The 15,713-nt window shown below is 74.7% G+C and carries 15 protein-coding genes and 1 pseudogene; 5 read left to right on the top strand and 11 right to left on the bottom strand.

The genetic code is table 11. From position 1 onward, the window contains the following. Positions 1 to 28: 28 nt before the first annotated feature. Both ACZ3YO_RS26140 and ACZ3YO_RS26135 read right to left on the bottom strand, forming a co-directional pair. A complete protein-coding gene (locus tag ACZ3YO_RS26140; protein WP_465573980.1) occupies positions 29 to 1,420 on the bottom strand; it encodes a phytoene desaturase family protein in 1,392 nt (463 codons plus the stop codon). Between the two features lie 304 nt (positions 1,421 to 1,724). Next, positions 1,725 to 2,264 carry a hypothetical protein gene (locus ACZ3YO_RS26135; RefSeq protein ID WP_465573634.1) on the bottom strand — a complete coding sequence of 180 codons (540 nt, stop codon included), beginning with the start codon at positions 2,262 to 2,264 and terminating at the stop codon, positions 1,725 to 1,727. A gap of 247 nt (positions 2,265 to 2,511) precedes the next feature. Here ACZ3YO_RS26135 and ACZ3YO_RS26130 point away from each other — a divergent pair. The 3 genes and pseudogenes from ACZ3YO_RS26130 to ACZ3YO_RS26120 all read left to right on the top strand — a co-directional run. After that, positions 2,512 to 2,799, top strand: a pseudogene (locus ACZ3YO_RS26130) (TIGR04222 domain-containing membrane protein); the annotation flags it as partial. 46 nt (positions 2,800 to 2,845) lie between these two features. Next, positions 2,846 to 3,406, top strand: a complete 561-nt coding sequence (locus tag ACZ3YO_RS26125) for a hypothetical protein (RefSeq protein ID WP_465573997.1) — start codon at positions 2,846 to 2,848, stop codon at positions 3,404 to 3,406. Between the two features lie 112 nt (positions 3,407 to 3,518). After that, the gene (locus tag ACZ3YO_RS26120; RefSeq protein WP_465573631.1) at positions 3,519 to 6,740 is read left to right on the top strand and encodes a DEAD/DEAH box helicase; all 3,222 of its coding nucleotides are present in this window, start codon (positions 3,519 to 3,521) and stop codon (positions 6,738 to 6,740) included. Between the two features lie 105 nt (positions 6,741 to 6,845). On the opposite strand, the gene ACZ3YO_RS26115 is transcribed toward ACZ3YO_RS26120, so the two are convergent. The 8 genes from ACZ3YO_RS26115 to ACZ3YO_RS26080 all read right to left on the bottom strand — a co-directional run bounded on the left by ACZ3YO_RS26115 (position 6,846) and on the right by ACZ3YO_RS26080 (position 13,543). Next, positions 6,846 to 7,040, bottom strand: coding sequence for a hypothetical protein (locus ACZ3YO_RS26115; protein ID WP_465573628.1), 195 nt, complete (start codon positions 7,038 to 7,040; stop codon positions 6,846 to 6,848). A gap of 109 nt (positions 7,041 to 7,149) precedes the next feature. Then, entirely contained in the window at positions 7,150 to 7,842 is a 693-nt protein-coding gene (locus tag ACZ3YO_RS26110; protein ID WP_465573625.1) for a restriction endonuclease, read from the bottom strand. A gap of 369 nt (positions 7,843 to 8,211) precedes the next feature. Then, entirely contained in the window at positions 8,212 to 9,369 is a 1,158-nt protein-coding gene (locus ACZ3YO_RS26105; RefSeq protein WP_465573978.1) for a GDSL-type esterase/lipase family protein, read from the bottom strand. A 77-nt stretch (positions 9,370 to 9,446) separates the two neighbouring features. Continuing rightward, entirely contained in the window at positions 9,447 to 10,016 is a 570-nt protein-coding gene (locus tag ACZ3YO_RS26100) for a TetR/AcrR family transcriptional regulator (protein WP_465573975.1), read from the bottom strand. Positions 10,017 to 10,077: 61 nt separating this feature from the next. Beyond that, positions 10,078 to 10,584 (bottom strand): PIN domain-containing protein, encoded by a 507-nt coding sequence (locus ACZ3YO_RS26095; RefSeq protein ID WP_465573623.1) that lies wholly within the window; start codon positions 10,582 to 10,584, stop codon positions 10,078 to 10,080. A 213-nt stretch (positions 10,585 to 10,797) separates the two neighbouring features. Further along, positions 10,798 to 11,796 (bottom strand): type I glyceraldehyde-3-phosphate dehydrogenase, encoded by a 999-nt coding sequence (gene gap / locus ACZ3YO_RS26090; protein ID WP_396324973.1) that lies wholly within the window; start codon positions 11,794 to 11,796, stop codon positions 10,798 to 10,800. A 149-nt stretch (positions 11,797 to 11,945) separates the two neighbouring features. Next, on the bottom strand, positions 11,946 to 12,902 hold the full coding sequence (locus tag ACZ3YO_RS26085) for a GlxA family transcriptional regulator (RefSeq protein WP_465573620.1): 957 nt from the start codon (positions 12,900 to 12,902) through the stop codon (positions 11,946 to 11,948). Positions 12,903 to 13,099: 197 nt separating this feature from the next. Further along, on the bottom strand, positions 13,100 to 13,543 hold the full coding sequence (locus ACZ3YO_RS26080) for an SRPBCC family protein (RefSeq protein WP_465573617.1): 444 nt from the start codon (positions 13,541 to 13,543) through the stop codon (positions 13,100 to 13,102). 109 nt (positions 13,544 to 13,652) lie between these two features. Here ACZ3YO_RS26080 and ACZ3YO_RS26075 point away from each other — a divergent pair, with 109 nt between their 5' ends. After that, a complete protein-coding gene (locus ACZ3YO_RS26075; RefSeq protein WP_465573973.1) occupies positions 13,653 to 14,168 on the top strand; it encodes a GNAT family N-acetyltransferase in 516 nt (171 codons plus the stop codon). A 128-nt stretch (positions 14,169 to 14,296) separates the two neighbouring features. After that, complete coding sequence (locus ACZ3YO_RS26070) at positions 14,297 to 15,178, top strand: SCO4651 family lipoprotein (protein WP_465573614.1); 882 nt, start codon at positions 14,297 to 14,299, stop codon at positions 15,176 to 15,178. 31 nt (positions 15,179 to 15,209) lie between these two features. On the opposite strand, the gene ACZ3YO_RS26065 is transcribed toward ACZ3YO_RS26070, so the two are convergent. Continuing rightward, a partial coding sequence (locus tag ACZ3YO_RS26065) for an O-methyltransferase (protein WP_465573611.1) occupies positions 15,210 to 15,713 on the bottom strand: 504 nt, incomplete at its 5' end.

Genomic DNA, 15,713 nt, shown 5'->3' with positions numbered 1-15,713 from the left:
CGGCCGCAGGCTCGCGTCCGTGACGACGTCAGCGGTGGCCGCCGGCCCGGCGGAGGCGGTGCAGGGCGGTCTCGGCGGCGTTGGCGCCGCACATGCCGTGGACCCCGGGGCCGGGCGGGGTGGCGGCGGAGCAGAGGTAGTGGCCGGGGACGCCGGTGTCGTAGGGGTGGAGGGTGATGCGGGGACCGAACAGCAGCTGGGGGATGTCCTTGGCCCCGGTCATGATGTCCCCGCCGACGAAGTTCGGGTTGTCGGCGGCGAAGCCGGAGGTGGTGCGGACGGAGCGGCCGATGACGCGCTCCCGGAACCCGGGGGCGAAGCGCTCGATCTGCGCCGTGACGGCCTCGGTGGCGTCACCGGTGTAGCCGTGCGGCACGTGCGCGTAGCTCCAGACGGGGTGGACGTCGCCGACGGAGCGTTGCGGGTCGGCCAGGTACTGCTGGCCGACGAGGACGAACGGCCGCTGCGGCATGCGCCCGGCGGCGATCTCCCGTTCGGTGGCGGCGACCTCCTCGAAGGTGCCGCCGAGGTGGACGATGCCGGCCCGCCGCGCCGGCTCGGCGGTCCACGGGACGCCGCCGGCCACGGCGAAGTCGACCTTGAAGGCGCCCGGTCCGTGCCGGAACCGACGGTAGGCGCGGGCGACGCGGGGCGGCAGCCGGTCGCCGAGGATGCCGGCCACGGCGCTCGGCGCGAGGTCGAACATCGTGATGTCCGCGGGCGGGAGCTCGGCGGCCGAGCGGATCCGCCGGCCCGTTTCGATCGTGCCGCCCAGGTCGGTGAGCAGCGCGGCCAGCGCCCGGCTGATCGAGCGCGATCCTCCGGCGGCCACGGCCCAGCCGTACCGGTGGCCGGCCGCCAGGATGCCGAGACCGACGCCGGAACTGAGCGGACGCTCCAGCGGCTGGTAGGCGTGGGCCGCCACACCGCCGAACAGCGCACGGGCCTGGTCACCGGTGAACGCGCGTGCCAGGACCGTGGCCGGCAGCAGGGCCGGGGCGCCGAAGCGGGCCAGCCGCAGCGGGTGGCGGGGGAGGCGCAGCAGCGGACGCATGATGTCCTCGGCGAGTTCGTCGTAGGCCGCGGCGGGTGCCGCGAACAGCCGGCGCCAGCGCGCACCGTCCGCGCCGAGCCCCGCCGCGGTCTCGTCGACGGAGCGGTGCAGGACCCCGGCGGTGCCGTCGTCGAGAGGGTGGACACAGTCGATCTCGGGCAGGCACCACCGGAGCCCGTAGCGGTGCAGGCCGAGGCCGCGCAGGAAGGCCGAGCCGACGGTGATCAGGTGGACGGCGGAGCAGTGGTCGTGCAGGAGTCCCGGAAGGATCGCCTCGCCGCTTCGGGCGCCGCCGCCGATCTCGTCGGCGGCCTCCAGGACGGTGACACGGACACCGGCCCGGGCGAGCCGGACGGCGGCGGCCAGCCCGTTCGGGCCGGCCCCGACGACGGCGGCGGTGGTCTCGCCCGCCCGAGCGGCGCGTGACCGCCGGCCACGCCCGTCACCTGCTCCAGGAGTGCTGTCCACGGCACCAGTCTCCCGTGCGGGACCGGCCGAGGCCCGTGCACCACGGCGAGGACGGCCGACGCGACGGGGCGGCGACGGGCGGGCGACGGGCGCGGTGCGTCGTGCCCCTGCCGTCGGACGGGCGGCATCCGGGGCGTCCTGTGCCCGGCCGCGCACACCGACTCCGGGAGCCGTTCCGAGCCGTGCAGTGCGACCGGCGGCGTCAGCCCAGCCCGCCCGCCCAGTCGGACAGGAGAGCGAAGTCGTCGGCGGTGAGGCCGGTCCGACGATCCACCCGGTGCAGGAGGGCCGGACCGTCGTGGTGAGCCCGTGCCCAGGCCCGGTCCGCGTCGGTGATCTCGTCGTCGACCCAGGCGAACGGGCGCCCCCGCGCCCACGCGACGATCTCCGGTGTCTTCCAGAACACCCCGTCCGTCGTCTGAGGCCTCGGCTCGGACCAGGCGATGAACGGCAGGGCGGACAGCCCCAGCAGGGGCGCGATGAAGGTGTTGGCCTCCTCCTGCCAGGTCGTCGCCCAGACCAGGTCGAAGGGGAGCGCGGACAGGGCCGCCCCGTGGTCGGGGTTGAGCCAGACCCGAAGTGGTTTGACCGGCTTGTGCGGCAGCCCCCAGGTGTTGAGGCGATGCCGCTCGGCGGCCTCCCACCGCGGCGTCAGCAGTCGGTGCGTCTCGTAGCCCTCTGGCCGCCTGTACGGCTTCGCCGCATACGGATTCAGTGGTCCGTCGACATCCACCAACAGCACCGGCCGCACCGGCCCACCCCCCCGAGATCGTCCCCGCACGTTACCGGGCGGTGCCCCGCAGCCCAACCGCATTTCCCTCCCAGAGCCCGCGCCCCCGCGGCCGTGGAGGAGTGAGACGACCGGGCGGGTCGTTCATGGCACCGGGACCGGCCGGGCCGCCCCGCGCCAGCGGTGCCGTCGTCAGGCCTCGGTAGTCTTGCGGGCACCGTGGTGGCCGGTCGGCCCGGGAGCCGGGTGTGGGAGAGCGGTGGTCGTGCGAGGACGGGCGGAGGACGGGGCCGAACAGCCTTCGGCGGACGAGGAGTTGTCGCTGTACGAGCTGGCCTGGCTGGCGGGCGGCGGCTGGCGGGTCGCCGAGACGGCGCTGCTGCGGATGATCCTCACCAACCGGCTGGAGATGGACCGCAACGGGATGCTGCGGGTCATCCGGCCCCGGCCCCGGGACGAGGTCGAGGCCGTTCTGCTGGCGGCGATCGGCCCGTCCGGTACCGCCTTGATCGGCGCGCCACGGGCCGCATTCGGTTCGAGCGCCCCGGCCGAGGGGCTGGAGGCGGGCCTGCGGGCCCGGGGTCTGCTTGCTGGTGGGCGCTCTCGGTTCGGCGCAGGCCCGGCGTCCGCGGCGGGTACTGGCCGGGTGTGTGGTCCCCGTCCTGGTCACCGTCGAATCGACCGCTGTCGCCGTCCTCGCCGCCCGGGCGGCCGTGGCCGTGCTCGGCGTGGACGCGGGCGCGGCGGTGGTGCTGGGCGGGATCGCCGCACTGGTGGTGGCCGCGTCGTCGGCCCGCCGTCGTCGGCGGCGGCAGGAGAGCGAGGGGAGCGGGGAGAGCGAGGACTACCAGCGCCCGGCCGACCGTGCCCGCCCGCTGCTCGCCGCGCTGGAGGCCGGGGAGGCGGTCCCGCCGGGTTGGCGGCTGGCGGAGGACGTGCTCGCCCCGGTGGGGCGGACGTCGTGGAGTGCGGTCGCCGTGGTCGGTGTCGACGCACTGGGAAGGGACCGGCTCACCGGCGCCGTCCGCGGGCGCCAGGCGCTGTCCGGCCGCCGTCGCCGGGCGTGGACCACCCGGGCCGAGGACGCCGACGCCGCCGGTGGGCCGGACGGGCGCGGCGCCGGGGCCAGGCGCCAGGGCCCGGACGTGACGTGAGCCGATCCGACGCGGCCCTACCCGACGCCGCCTGACCAGGCCCGCCGGTCCGGCGGGCCCATCCCGCGGAATCCCCTGCGCCGGGGGCCGGCCTGGTGCGAGAGTGGTCGTCGTGCACGAACAGGACACCGAAACCACCGAGCCGACCGTCCCTCAGCTGCTCGAACAGCGCTGGGGGAGCGCCCTCCCGGCCGAGGGCCTGCTGCTGCGCTTCACGGAACCGGGCTGGAGCTACCAGGAGCAGGTGCCCCGCCCGTGCCCCGACTGCGGCGAGCCGTTGCACTCGCTGCGCCGCCCGTACGAGGCGGGCGGACGCCAGTACCGGTACGTGGCCGTGGTCTGCCCGGCCTGCCCGCGCGCCTACACCCTCGCCGAGCTGGGTGTGAAGACCTACGACAAGCTGCTGCGCCCGGCCGCGCCGGCGTCCGACCCGGTGCCCGCCCAGAGGACCGTGACCGTGCGCACCGCCGCCCGGATCATGGCGGGACTGGAGCCCTGCGACCTTCCGGAGGGGACGGGACCGGGAGTGACCGTCACGCCGATCACGGTGTGGCGCCCGCCCGGCGCCACGGCCCGCCCCATGCCCGCCCCCGACTGGCCCGAGGACCTCCCCAGGCCCACGCAGCCGGAGACCCGGGCGCTCTGGTGGGGCAAGGTCACCGACCCCGCCCGGCCGCTTCCCGAGGCCGCCCTGCGCGCCGCCGACGACGCCCGGGTCATCCTCCCGGCCGGTGAGGACTTCGACGCCCTGGGCCGTGAACTGACCGCCCTCGGCGCGCAGGTGCGCCGCGCCGCGCACTGGGCCGAGGCCGAGTACGTGGCCACCGTGTCGGACCTCGGCGGGCGCACCGACCTGGTGGCCTGGCCGGCCGGCAGCGTCACCCCGGCCGCAGGCCCCGCCGCCCACGCGGCCCGGGACGCCTTCGCCGCCCAGTGGGACGCCCTGGACGACCTGCCCGCCGACGACGCGGACGCGTTCGTACCGGTCCAGGCGCTGGTGCCCGAGGCGTGGGCCGGGCTGCTGCCGCACCCCACCTTCAACCCGGTCCAGGCCGCCGCCGTCCCGGCCCTGCTGGACGGCGACGAGCACGTCATGGTGGTCGCCCCCACCGGGGCCGGTAAGACCGCGATCGGCGTGGTCGCCGCGCTCACCGCCTGCGAACGCGGCCGCAAGGCCGCCTGGCTGGTCCCACAGCGCTCGCTGACCGACGAGCTCGACCGCGACCTCGACGCCTGGCGCCGGGCCGGGCGCCGCGTGGTCCGGCTGACCGGTGAGGCGGCGGTGGACACCGACCTGATCCGCGAGGCCGACCTCTGGGTGGCCACCACCGAGAAGTTCGAGGCGATCTGCCGCACCAGCTCACTGCGTGCCGCGCTCGCCGAGGTCGGCTGCCTGGTCGTCGACGAGATCCACCTGCTGGGCGACCCCACCCGCGGCCCGGTCCTGGAGGCCCTGCTCGCCCGGGTGCGGGAGGACGCCGCCCGGGTGCGGATCGTCGGCCTGTCCGCCACCGTGGCCAACGCCGAGGAGACCGCAGCCTGGCTGAACGCCCGTCTGATCCGCTCGCCCTGGCGGCCCACCCGGCTGACCTGGCAGCTGCCCGCGCTGCCCCCGGACGCGGACGCCCCCGACTGGGCGACCCGCAATCAGACCCGTACCCGGGAGGCCGTCCGGCTGGCCCGCCGGCACGGCGCGGACGGCGGCAGCGTGCTGGTTTTCTGCGGCAGCAAACGCTCGGTGCGCACCACCGCGCTCGCCCTGGCGCACGACCGCGGCGTCGACACGGCCGGCGTCGATGCGGACGACGTCGACCTGGTGGAGCGCCTGTGCAGCAAGGCCGGAGTGCAACTGCACTACCGTGACTGGCCGTTCAAGCGCGAGGCCGAACACGCCTTCCGCACCCGCGGGGCCGACGTCCTGGTGGCCACCTCCACCGTCGCCGCGGGCGTCAACCTGCCCGCCCGGGCCGTGATCGTGCGGGACACCCAGATCGGCCTGGACCGGATCGAGGTGTCCATGGTCCAGCAGATGTTCGGCCGGGCAGGCCGGATCGGCGCCGGCGAACGCGAGGGCTTCGCCCACCTGCTCACCGCCCCTGGCGAGCGCCACCACTGGCAGGCCCGGCTGGCCGCCGGGTACACCGTCACCTCCCGCATCCGCGACCGGCTCTCCGACCACCTGCTCGCCGAGGCCGTGCAGGGCCGGATCGCCACCCTCGCCCAGGCCGAACAGTGGTGGACCCGCACGTTCGCCTTCCACCAGGGCCAGCACCCCTTCGACCCGCTGTACGACGCCACCGAGTTCCTCACCGCCACCGGTTACCTCAGCCGCGCCGAGGGCGCCGACGGCGCCGAGACAGCCGAGGGCGACGCCGGGCTGGCGGCCACCGAGCTCGGCAAGCTCACCAGCCGGTTCATGGTCGAGGCCGAACTCGCTGCCGCCCTCGCCGAGGCCGCCCACGCGCTGCCCGTCCCGGACGACCCGGACACCGCCGAGGACGCCCTCATCGCCATTCTGGCCACCCGTCTGCCCGCCCTCGAACAGGCCCCCTTCACCGAGCGGGCCAAGCGGGCGCTGTTCCAGGTGCTGCGCACCGCGGGCCGCCCCGACGCCCCCGAGCAGCCTGGCGACGAGGCCGCGGAGGACGCCAAGCCCGTGGCCGGCGACCTCGCCCGCGCCGTCCTGCTGCTGGTCGCCCACAGCCCCCACGCGTTCCGCGGCCGCAGCGCCTACGTCCTGGGCATCCCCACCGACTCGATGACGCCCGTGCTGGAGGAGGCGCAGCGCTACCTCGCCTGGCTCGGCGCCCAGGGCCACCTCGGCACCGTCCATCCGTGGATCGCCACCGTCGCCGCCGACCTCGCCCAGCGCATCCGCTGGCGCACCCTCGGGCCGCGCCGCGGCGCCGGCCGGCTGCTCTGGATGTGCGAGCAGATGGCCACCCCCGCCCACACCACCGCCCTCGTCCCGGCCATGTGGAAGGCGGCCCGGGCCCGCGGCCTCGACTCCCCGGACTGGTCCGGCACCACGCCGCCCAGCAGCTGCCGGCTGTCCGCCGGGGACTACCAGGGTCTGCTGGCCGCCCGTGCGACCCGCACGACGATCATCCTGCACGCCGGCCACGCGGAGGTGCACGCCCCGCGCGGTGCCACCGTCCTCACCTGGAACGGCGCCGCGACCGCCCGTCACACCGGCACCGGCACGACCGTCGATCTCACCTACCCTGCTCCCGCTCCGGACGACCCGGCTGCCGGCCGCACCGGCGCCGCCGTCTTCACCCGCGGTGACCACACCGCGGGTGGCTGGGCCGCTGCCTACCGCACCATCAGTTGATGGAAGGTCAGGAGCGGGGTGCCGGCCGAGCGCCCCGCCCGGACGTCGTCCGGATGCCGCCCGACCGCGGTTCGGTCCCGACGGGCGCGGGCCGGCCCGACGGCCTCAGTGGGTTGCCCGGGTCACCACGCCGACCAGGTGGACGATCGCCTGGCCCCACGGTGTGGCGGCGATCAGGACGCCGAACACGGTGCAGAGGAGTGCGGTGAACCTCTCGTCGGCCCGGGAGCGGGCCTCGGTCCGGCGGCCCAGTCGGATGAGGATGATGATGGCGAGGGCCGCCGATGCGCTGACGGTCAAAGGAAGGTCCCGTTCCTGAGAGCTGTCTGACGTGGTGTCCGGTCCGGTGGTGGGCTCCGGCCGCGGCCGGTCCGCGGGGCCGAGGCGTGGCGTGGCGTTCGGGGGCTGGTCAGTGGCCCCGGCCGGACCGCGGTGCAGGGATGCGGGGCAGGAGGTCCCACAGCGGGCGGCCGTCGGCGGCCCAGCGGCCGAGGAGTTCGCGGTCGACCAGGACGACGTCCTGCTCGCGGCCCCACTTCACCGCCGGGGCGGTGAACTTGCCGTTGGTGACGACGACGGGCACCTCGGCCCGGTGCACCCGTTCGTTGGTGCCGACCAGCGCGTACAGCACGCCCACCCCGACCGCCGCGCCGTGGGCCGGGTCCTGTTTGTGCTTGCACTGCAGCACCCAGCGGCGGCCCGTCGGGTCCGTCGCCAGGACGTCCGCACTCTGGTCGCCGCCGCCGCCCACCTGCTCCGCACGGCACCCGTCGCGACGCATCAAGTCCCGTACGGCGAACTCGAACGCCCGGTGCCCCATGTGGTCCAGGCCGCCGGGCCCGGTCAGCGCGAGCCGCAGCCGGCGCTGCCGCTCGCGCGCCGCGGCCTCCCGGGCCCGGCGGCTCCGGACCGCCACCACGGCGATGGCCGCGCCAGCCGTGAGCAGGACCACCAGCACCCACCAGTGCGCGAACAGCCACCGGAGCAACGCCAGGACGAGGCCGGCCACGACCACGCCACCGACCAGCCACAGGACGGCGGACTCCCCGCCGCCGCCCTTCCTCGAACCCCCGCGCCGTGCCGGCGGCCTGCGTGATCCCACCCGTTCTCCCCGCGACTCGGTTGTCAGGCGACGCACCTATGACACCAGCCGCCACGGGCAGCACAGCAGCCGCGCACGGGAGCACACCGACGGCGCCCGCCGAGGTCCTCATGCACCGATCAGGCCTCGGGGGCGGGAATGCCCGCGACGGTACCGCTCGCGCCGCGGCCGGTCAGGCCCTTCCGTCGGCCACGTGACCGACGGGGCGAACCCCTCCGATCCGACCGCCGGCCGTTCCCGACCTCGGCGTACCCCGACCGTTCCCGACCTCGGCGTACCCCGACCGTCGCCGCGGGCCCTACTCCGGCTGTCAGCCCCGGTCGCACCCCGGCCGTCGGTTTCGGCCGTACCCCGACCTGGGCCGGGCGGTCAGGCGGTCGGGTCGGAGAACGGCCCGTCGGGGCCGAAGGCGAGACGGGCGAAGTTCTCGGCGATGCGGCGGTGACCGGCCGGGTCGGGGTGGATCTCGTCGGGCAGGGGCAACTCGTCGTAGTCGGCCGGGCCGTAGAGCGCGCGGCCGTCGAGGTGATACAGGTGCGGGTCGTCGGTGGCGCGCCCGGCGACGATGCGGGAGAGCGCGTCGCGGATGACACCGAGCGTCAGGCGCCCGGCCGCGCGCTCGGCGGGATCGCCGGTGGCCCGGAACTTCAGCGTGCCACTCGTGAAGTCCGGTGCGAGCGGGCCGGGGGTGTCCTCCTGGACCGGGCAGAACACGGGGGAGACGACCAGGAGCGGCGTGCGCGGATGGCCCTCGCGGATCGTGTCGAGGAACCCGTGGACGGCCGGACCGAAGGCGCGCAGACGCATGAGATCGGCGTTGACGAGATTGATGCCGATCTTGAGGCTGATCAGGTCGGCGGGAGCGTCGCGCATCGCCCGCGCGGTGAACGGGTCCAGCAGGGCGCTGCCGCCGAAGCCGAGGTTGACCAGCTCGACGCCGCCCCGCGCGGCGGCGAGGGCGGGCCACGTGGCGGTCGGACGGTCCGCGTTGGAGCCGTGGCTGATCGAGCTGCCGTGGTGCAGCCACAGCCTGCGCCCGCGGTCCGGCGCGGCCGTGACGGGGGCGTCGGAGCGCAGGGCGATCAGCTCGGTGATCTCGGTGTGCGGGAGCCAGATCTCGACCGTCTTGTCGCGCGCGGGCAGGCCACGGAACCATGCGGTGCCGGGCGGGCCGGGGTGCAGCTCGGCGGAGCCGGTGGTCATGTCGATCACCCGGGTGTTGCCGCCGGGAACGCTGGCGCGGGCGACCGGGTCACCGTCCACCAGGAGGTCGTAGACACCGGACGCCGGCGCGGGCACACCCCGGTAGGCGCGCTTGGTCGGCAGGGTCTCCAGGCCGATCGCGGTGGCCCGGGTGCGGAAGACCAGCCGCACACCGGAGGGCTGCGCCTCGGCCATGGCGAGCTGCTCGTCGGGGATCTGACGGCGGGCCCGGGCGGGCAGTCGGTGCGGCAGCAGTCCGTGGGCGGTGCGCTCGACGTCGAGATGGCCGCGCAGCAGGTCCGGGGTGACGGGTGTGGTGATCAGGTCGTGCTCGGTGCTCGTTGCTTCCAGCCTGGTGATCAGGGGTGACCGGAGTGCGCGGCGTTCGGGGAGGGGGCCGCTCAGTGCGCGGCCCGGGCCCGCAGCACCGCGTCGAGGGAGTCGACGATCCAGTCCCACGACTCCTGCGGGTCGACGGCGGTGTGGCCGAAGCTCCCGCCCAGCTCCAGGCTGACGTAGCCGTGGAAGACGCCGCCCAGCATCCGGACGGCGTGGGTCTGGTCCGGCTCGGTCAGGTCGTAGCCCCGCAGGATCGCGCGGGTCATCTGCGCGTGCCGGACGCCGGCACTGGCCGCCGCCGTCCCGGGGTCGAGCCGGTACTGCGTGGCGGCGTAGCGCCCGGGGTGTTGTCGCGCGTAGCTGCGGTAGGCCTCCGCGAAGGCGGCCAGGGCGTCCTTGCCGGCGCGCCCGGCCAGGGCGTCGGCGGCCCGGTCGGCGAGCTCCTCCAGGGCGAACAGGGCGATCCTGGTCTTGAGGTCGTGGGAGCTCTTCACGTGCGAGTACAGGCTGGCGACCTTGACGTCGAACCGCCTGGCGAGCTCGGATACGGTCACCTGCGCGAAGCCGACCTCGTCGGCGAGTTCCGCGCCGGCCCGGGTCAGCCGTTCCGCGGTCACCCCTGTTCTGGCCATCATGCGCACCTTTCCTCTGCCTGCACCGATCATGCTCTTACCTAAAGCATTTAGGCAAATTCTATGGTTGGACTCGGTGTTGGCTAGGCCGGTCGAGTCGGCAGCCCTCGGCTGACGGCCGGGCCGGCCAGACCGTGCGCGGGCCGAGGACGCTGGCGCCGAGCGCGGTGACGCGGCTCCGCAGGCCGCGGTCCGCGGTGACGACCAGGCAACTCCGCCGCGGCCGGGCGGCCAGAGCCTCCTCGACCAGATCGACGATCCGGTCGTCCCCGGAGCCGGGCGCGTCCACCACCCGTACCAGCGGCACCCCCGCCACCCCGCGGGCGGCACCCTCCACGACCAGCACCACCTCCACGGGCCCGGTGGGCGACGCAGCGGGCGGCCCTCCCCGATCCGCCGGTCCCTGCTGCGCGACGCCGACCAGCGCGTCCCGCAGCCGCTCGGCGGCCCCGCGCCGGTCCCGCCACCAGCCGTCGGGCACCGAACCCACCACGTTGGCGGCGTCCACCACCAGCAGCGGCACCTGCCCCGTGTCCCCGCCGCCCGCCCCGCTCTCACGCATGCTCATGGCCCGCAGCCTGCCACGCCGGGGCCCGGCCGTCGGGCGGTGCAGTTTTCGGATGGCCGACTGAACGGTGGCCGGGGGCGGCGGCCGACCGGGTTCGCCGTGCCGGTGAACGGCCGGGCCCTCCGAGGCGGACCCTCGCCGTGCTGGGGGCCGACCCCGACGGTCGGCCTCCAGCACGAGGAGACCTGCTCAGTTCCGCACGAGGAGACCCGCTCAGTTCCGCGCGAGGAGTTCGAGGGTGTCGATGACGCGGTTGGAGAAGCCCCACTCGTTGTCGTACCAGGCGACGACCTTGACGTGCTTGCCGTCCACGCGGGTCAGGGCCGCGTCGAAGATCGAGGACGCGGGCTCGCCGGTGATGTCACCGGAGACCAGCGGCTCGTCGGCGTAGTCGAGGATGCCCTTCAGTCGGCCGTCGGCGGCCTCGCGGTAGGCGGCGAGGATCTCCTCGCGGGTGACCTCGCGGGCCACGGTGGTGTTCAGCTCGACGATGGAGCCCACCGGGACGGGCACGCGGATGGAGTCGCCGGACAGCTTGCCGTCGAGGTTCGGGAGGACCAGGCCGATGGCCTTGGCGGCGCCGGTGGTGGTGGGCACGATGTTCACGCCGGCGGCGCGGGCGCGGCGCATGTCGCGGTGCGGGCCGTCCTGGAGGTTCTGCTCCTGGGTGTAGGCGTGCACGGTGGTCATGAAGCCGTGCTCGATGCCGGCCAGTTCGTCCAGCACCGACGCCAGCGGGGCCAGCGCGTTGGTGGTGCACGAGGCGTTCGAGACGATGACGTGCTCGGCCGGGTCGTAGGCGTCGGTGTTCACGCCGTAGGCGAGCGTGACGTCGGCGCCGTCGGCGGGGGCGCTGACCAGGACCCGCTTGGCGCCGGCCTTGATGTGCGCACGGGCGGCCTCGGCCGAGGTGAAGCGGCCGGTGGACTCGAGCACGAGCTCGACACCGAGCTCCGCCCACGGCAGGGCGGCGGGGTCGCGCTCGGCGAGCACCTTGATGCGGTGCCCGTCGACCACCAGGTCGGTTCCGTCGACCGAGACCGGGCGGTTGAGACGCCCGAGCGAGCTGTCGAACTTGAGCAGGTGGGCAAGGGAGTCGGGCGCAGTGAGGTCGTTGATGGCGACCACTTCGAGGTCGCTGCCGCGCTGGAGCAGGGCGCGCAGGCTGTTGCGTCCGATACGACCGAAACCGTTGATGGCGATGCGGGTCATGGAGGTCTTCCCTTCCGTTCGTTTCGCCATCCATGCTCGGCGTTCGAACGAGGCCCGGACAGGGGCTTGATCGACAGGGTGCGCAAGTATCCCGCCACACTTGCTGCCACCGACCGCAAGGATCTCGCCAACGCCCCCGGGGGCGGGCGTCAGGGGGCCGGGGCGGCGAAGGTGTGGCGGTACTCCGTCGGCGAGGTGCCGAGGATCCGGTGGAAGTGCAGCCGCAGGTTCGCGCCCGTGCCGAGCCCCACCCGGTCGGCGATCTGCTCCACTCCCAGATCCGTGCGTTCGAGCAACTCGCGCGCCAGGTCCACCCGCGCCCGCAGCACCCACTGCATCGGCGTGTAGCCGGTGTCCTCCACGAACCGCCGCGAGAACGTACGCGCCGACACCCGCGCGATACCGGCGAGCGTCTCCAGGGTCAGCGGCTCGGCCAGGTGCTCCAGGGCCCATTCGCGGGTGCCGGCGAACAGGTCGCCGAGCGGCTCCGGCACGCTCCGGGGGACGTACTGCGCCTGCCCGCCACTGCGGTACGGCGCGGCCACCAGGCGCCGCGCGACGTGGTTGGAGAGCCCGACGCCGTGGTCACGTCGCACCAGGTGCAGGCAGAGGTCGATGCCCGAGGCCGCGCCCGCCGACGTGAGGACGTCGCCCTCGTCCACGAACAGCACGTTCTCGTCCACCGAGACCAGCGGGTGCTGCTCGGCGAGGGCCTTGGTGTAGTGCCAGTGGGTCGTCGCCTTCTTGCCGTCGAGCAGCCCGGTCGCCGCCAGCGCGAACGCCCCCGTCGAGATGGCCGCCAGCCGCGCCCCCCGCTGGTGCGCGGCGATCAGCGCCTCGACCACCGCCGCCGGCGGCTCGGTGGTCGACGGATCCCGGTACCCGGGCACGAACACGGTGTCCGCCTGCTCCAGGGCGTCGAGCCCGTCGGCCACGTGGTAGGCGAGCCCGTCGCCGCCGGTCACCAGCCCGGGCGCCGCGCCGCACACCCGTACCTCGTAGGGCATGCTCGGCCGGCTGGAGAACACCTGCGCGGGAATGCCGACGTCGAGCGGCTTCGCACCCTCCAGCACGAGCACGGCGACGCGGTGTCTCCTACCAGCCATCGGACCCTTCCTTCCCCACCGGCCCGGCGGTGCGGGCGCCTTTCGTCGTGCCCGTGACCGGGACCTCGTGACGGGGGCGCCGTGACCCGGCCCCCGTGACCGGGACGCCGCCTACCGCAAGCATCCTGCCACTGCCGGGCAGGCGCCCGAGCGCACGCCCCCGGGTGGGGCGCGGTTCGCACGGCGGCGACACCGGCTCAGCGCAGCAGCCGGTCCAGAACCCGGCCGAAGACGAGCCTCCCGACGCGGGCCACAGCCGGATCGAGCACGGCCGGCAGGCCCGCGATCACGACCTCCTCCGCCCAGGTCACCTCGCTCCGTTCGCCCCGCGCGCCCACCGCCCGTACGCGGAGCTCAGCGCCGCCACGGATCGGGCGCCCGCGCTTCTCCAGCCTGCACACCCCGTCGCGCCCCGGCAGCGGTCCGGCGATCTCGACGATCTCCATCGGATCGTCGAACAGCCGGAACGCCCCGACGGCGGTCCGAGCCACGATCGTGTCACCTGACTGCCGGCCGTTCCCCGAGCCGACCGACACCCGGGTGAACGGCACGCGGTCGCCGTGCCGGGGCCAGTCGGTCAGCCGTGCCCAGCAGACGTCGGGAGGCAGGGGCGAGCGGCGGGTCAGGACGAAGCGGGCCATGCCTCACCGTACTGAGCGGCCGCCGCCTACTCCCCGGCGCCGGGCCGGGGCCGTGGCCGGCCGTTTGCGAGCCCGCGATACTCGTCCGGTGTTCCAACCGACAGGTCGCATGACCGCCTTCCGGCCCGAGACCGTTCGCACCGACCGCCTGCTCCTCCTGCCTCTCACCGTCGAGCACGCCGAGGAGATGGCCAGGGTGCTGTCCGACCCCGGTCTGCACACCTTCATCGGCGGTGCGCCGGAAACCGCCGCGGCTCTGCGGGCCCGCTACGAACGCTGGGCCGCCGGCTCACCCGACCCCTCCGAAGTCTGGTGCAACTGGGTGATCCGGCTGCGCGACGAGGAGTGTCTGACCGGCACCGTCCAGGCGACGGTCACGGCCGACGACCGCGGGGCCGCCGCGGAGATCGCCTGGGTGGTGGGGACCCCCTGGCAGGGGCGCGGCATTGCTGCCGAGGCGGCCCAGGGTCTCGTCACCTGGCTCCGCCGGCGCCCGGTGCACACCGTCGTCGCCCACATCCATCCCGACCACCGGGCGTCCGCCGCCGTTGCCGCCGCGGCCGGTCTCGCTCCCACCGACCAGTGGGACGACGGTGAGGTCAGGTGGCAGCTGCAGGTCGGCTGACCGCCCCGCGGGATTATTCGTACCCGCCCGGATCCGGCGGGAGCAGGTTCGCTAGGGTCGAGGCGCCGGCACACGGCGGGGGACACCGCGATGTGGTGCGCCGGCGATCCATCAGGTCAGGGGAAGAAGTGCGTCGTTCCACCGTTCTCGTCACCTCCGTGCTCGTGCTGCTGTCCGGGGCAGGTTGCTCGGCCACGTCCGCCAAAAGCGTGGCCGGGCCGCCGGCCGCCGCCACGGTGACGGCGGGCGGCTCCACAGTCGGCACGTCGTCGTCGGCGACGCCCGGGGGTGCGACGGGCACGCCGGCGACGCCCGTCACCGATCACGCCGAGACGGTGCGCGCGGCAGCGGCTGCCACGGGCCGCACCAGCGCGCGGATCGACCAGAGCGTGGAGCTCGGCGACGGGGAGACGACCTACCACCTGGCGGTCGCCGGGGATTTCGACCTCGCGGCGGACCGGGGGCAGCTCGGTGTTGACCTCCCCGGGGGCGCGGTCAGCCACGTCGACGAGATCTTCGCCGACGGCCAGGTGTACGTGCGCGGGTCCGCGAGCCTGCCCGAGGGGACGTGGGCAGCGATCGACCGTGACCGCACCATCGCCCACGCCCTGCTCCGCTCACCGGCCAACGACCCCGAGCACCTCCTCCAGCAGATTTCCACCCTGACCCGCGTGACCCGGGGCACCGAGGAGGAGGTGAACGGGGTCCGCGCCGTCCGTTACGACGGGATCCTCGCCGACGACGCCGTCACCCTGCGCCTGGCACCGGACAAACGGGCCAAGGTGGAGCAGGTCCGGGCCGCGAGCACCGCCGGGCTGCAGATCCCTGCCGAGGTGTGGGTGGATTCACAGGGGCGGATCGTGAAGGTCCGACTGACCCTGGCCATGAGCTCCATCCGCTCCGTCACCACCGTGGCCTTCACGGAGCTGGGCAAGCCGGTGAAGATCACCCCGCCGGCGACCGCCTCCACCGTCGCAGTCACCGAGCTGTCCGGAGTTCTCACCGGCTGACCTCCGTACGTCTCTTCCGCCGGGCGGGGCGTCAAGCGGTGACGAGGGCGAGAGTGAAGCCGTCGTAGCCCTTGGCGCCGACGGTCTGGACGGTGGTGGCGGTCAGCCGGGGGTGCGCGGCGATGAGTTCGGTGAAGCGGCGCACGCCCTGGACGCGGGGATCGGTCTCGGCTTGGTCGGTGACGGCGCCGTCGCGTACGACGTTGTCGCCGAGGATGACGCTGCCGGGGCGGGTGAGCCTGAGCGCCCACTCCAGGTAGTCGGGGTTGGAGGGCTTGTCGGCATCGATGAAGACCAGGTCGAACGGGTCCGCACCCTCGTCTGCGAGTACGGGCAGGGAGTCCAGTGCCTGGCCGACGCGCAGGTCGACGACGTGGGCCAGTCCGGCGCGCGCGAGGTTGGCGGCGACGGCGCCGCACGTCGGCGGGCTGGATAAGTGCCTTGGAACGCCGCGACGCCGCTGTCCCGGACCGTGGGTGTTCGGTCGGGTGCAGCGGCGTTGTCGTGGGGGTGGCGTCGGGTGGACGTCGGGGTG

The sequence above is a fragment of the Kitasatospora sp. NPDC022785 genome (assembly GCF_055561295.1).
Note: the sequence above shows the minus strand (reverse complement) of the source record. Positions and strands in the feature narration are given on the sequence as shown.

Excerpts from the sequence above, each read along its gene's own strand:
- ACZ3YO_RS26085 (WP_465573620.1), bottom strand. The coding sequence starts at position 12,902 with ATGGCTGGTAGGAGACACCGCGTCGCCGTGCTCGTGCTGGAGGGTGCG.
- ACZ3YO_RS26100 (WP_465573975.1), bottom strand. The coding sequence starts at position 10,016 with ATGGCCAGAACAGGGGTGACCGCGGAACGGCTGACCCGGGCCGGCGCG.
- gap (WP_396324973.1), bottom strand. The coding sequence starts at position 11,796 with ATGACCCGCATCGCCATCAACGGTTTCGGTCGTATCGGACGCAACAGC.
- ACZ3YO_RS26080 (WP_465573617.1), bottom strand. The coding sequence starts at position 13,543 with ATGGCCCGCTTCGTCCTGACCCGCCGCTCGCCCCTGCCTCCCGACGTC.
- ACZ3YO_RS26075 (WP_465573973.1), top strand. The coding sequence starts at position 13,653 with ATGACCGCCTTCCGGCCCGAGACCGTTCGCACCGACCGCCTGCTCCTC.
- ACZ3YO_RS26095 (WP_465573623.1), bottom strand. The coding sequence starts at position 10,584 with ATGAGCATGCGTGAGAGCGGGGCGGGCGGCGGGGACACGGGGCAGGTG.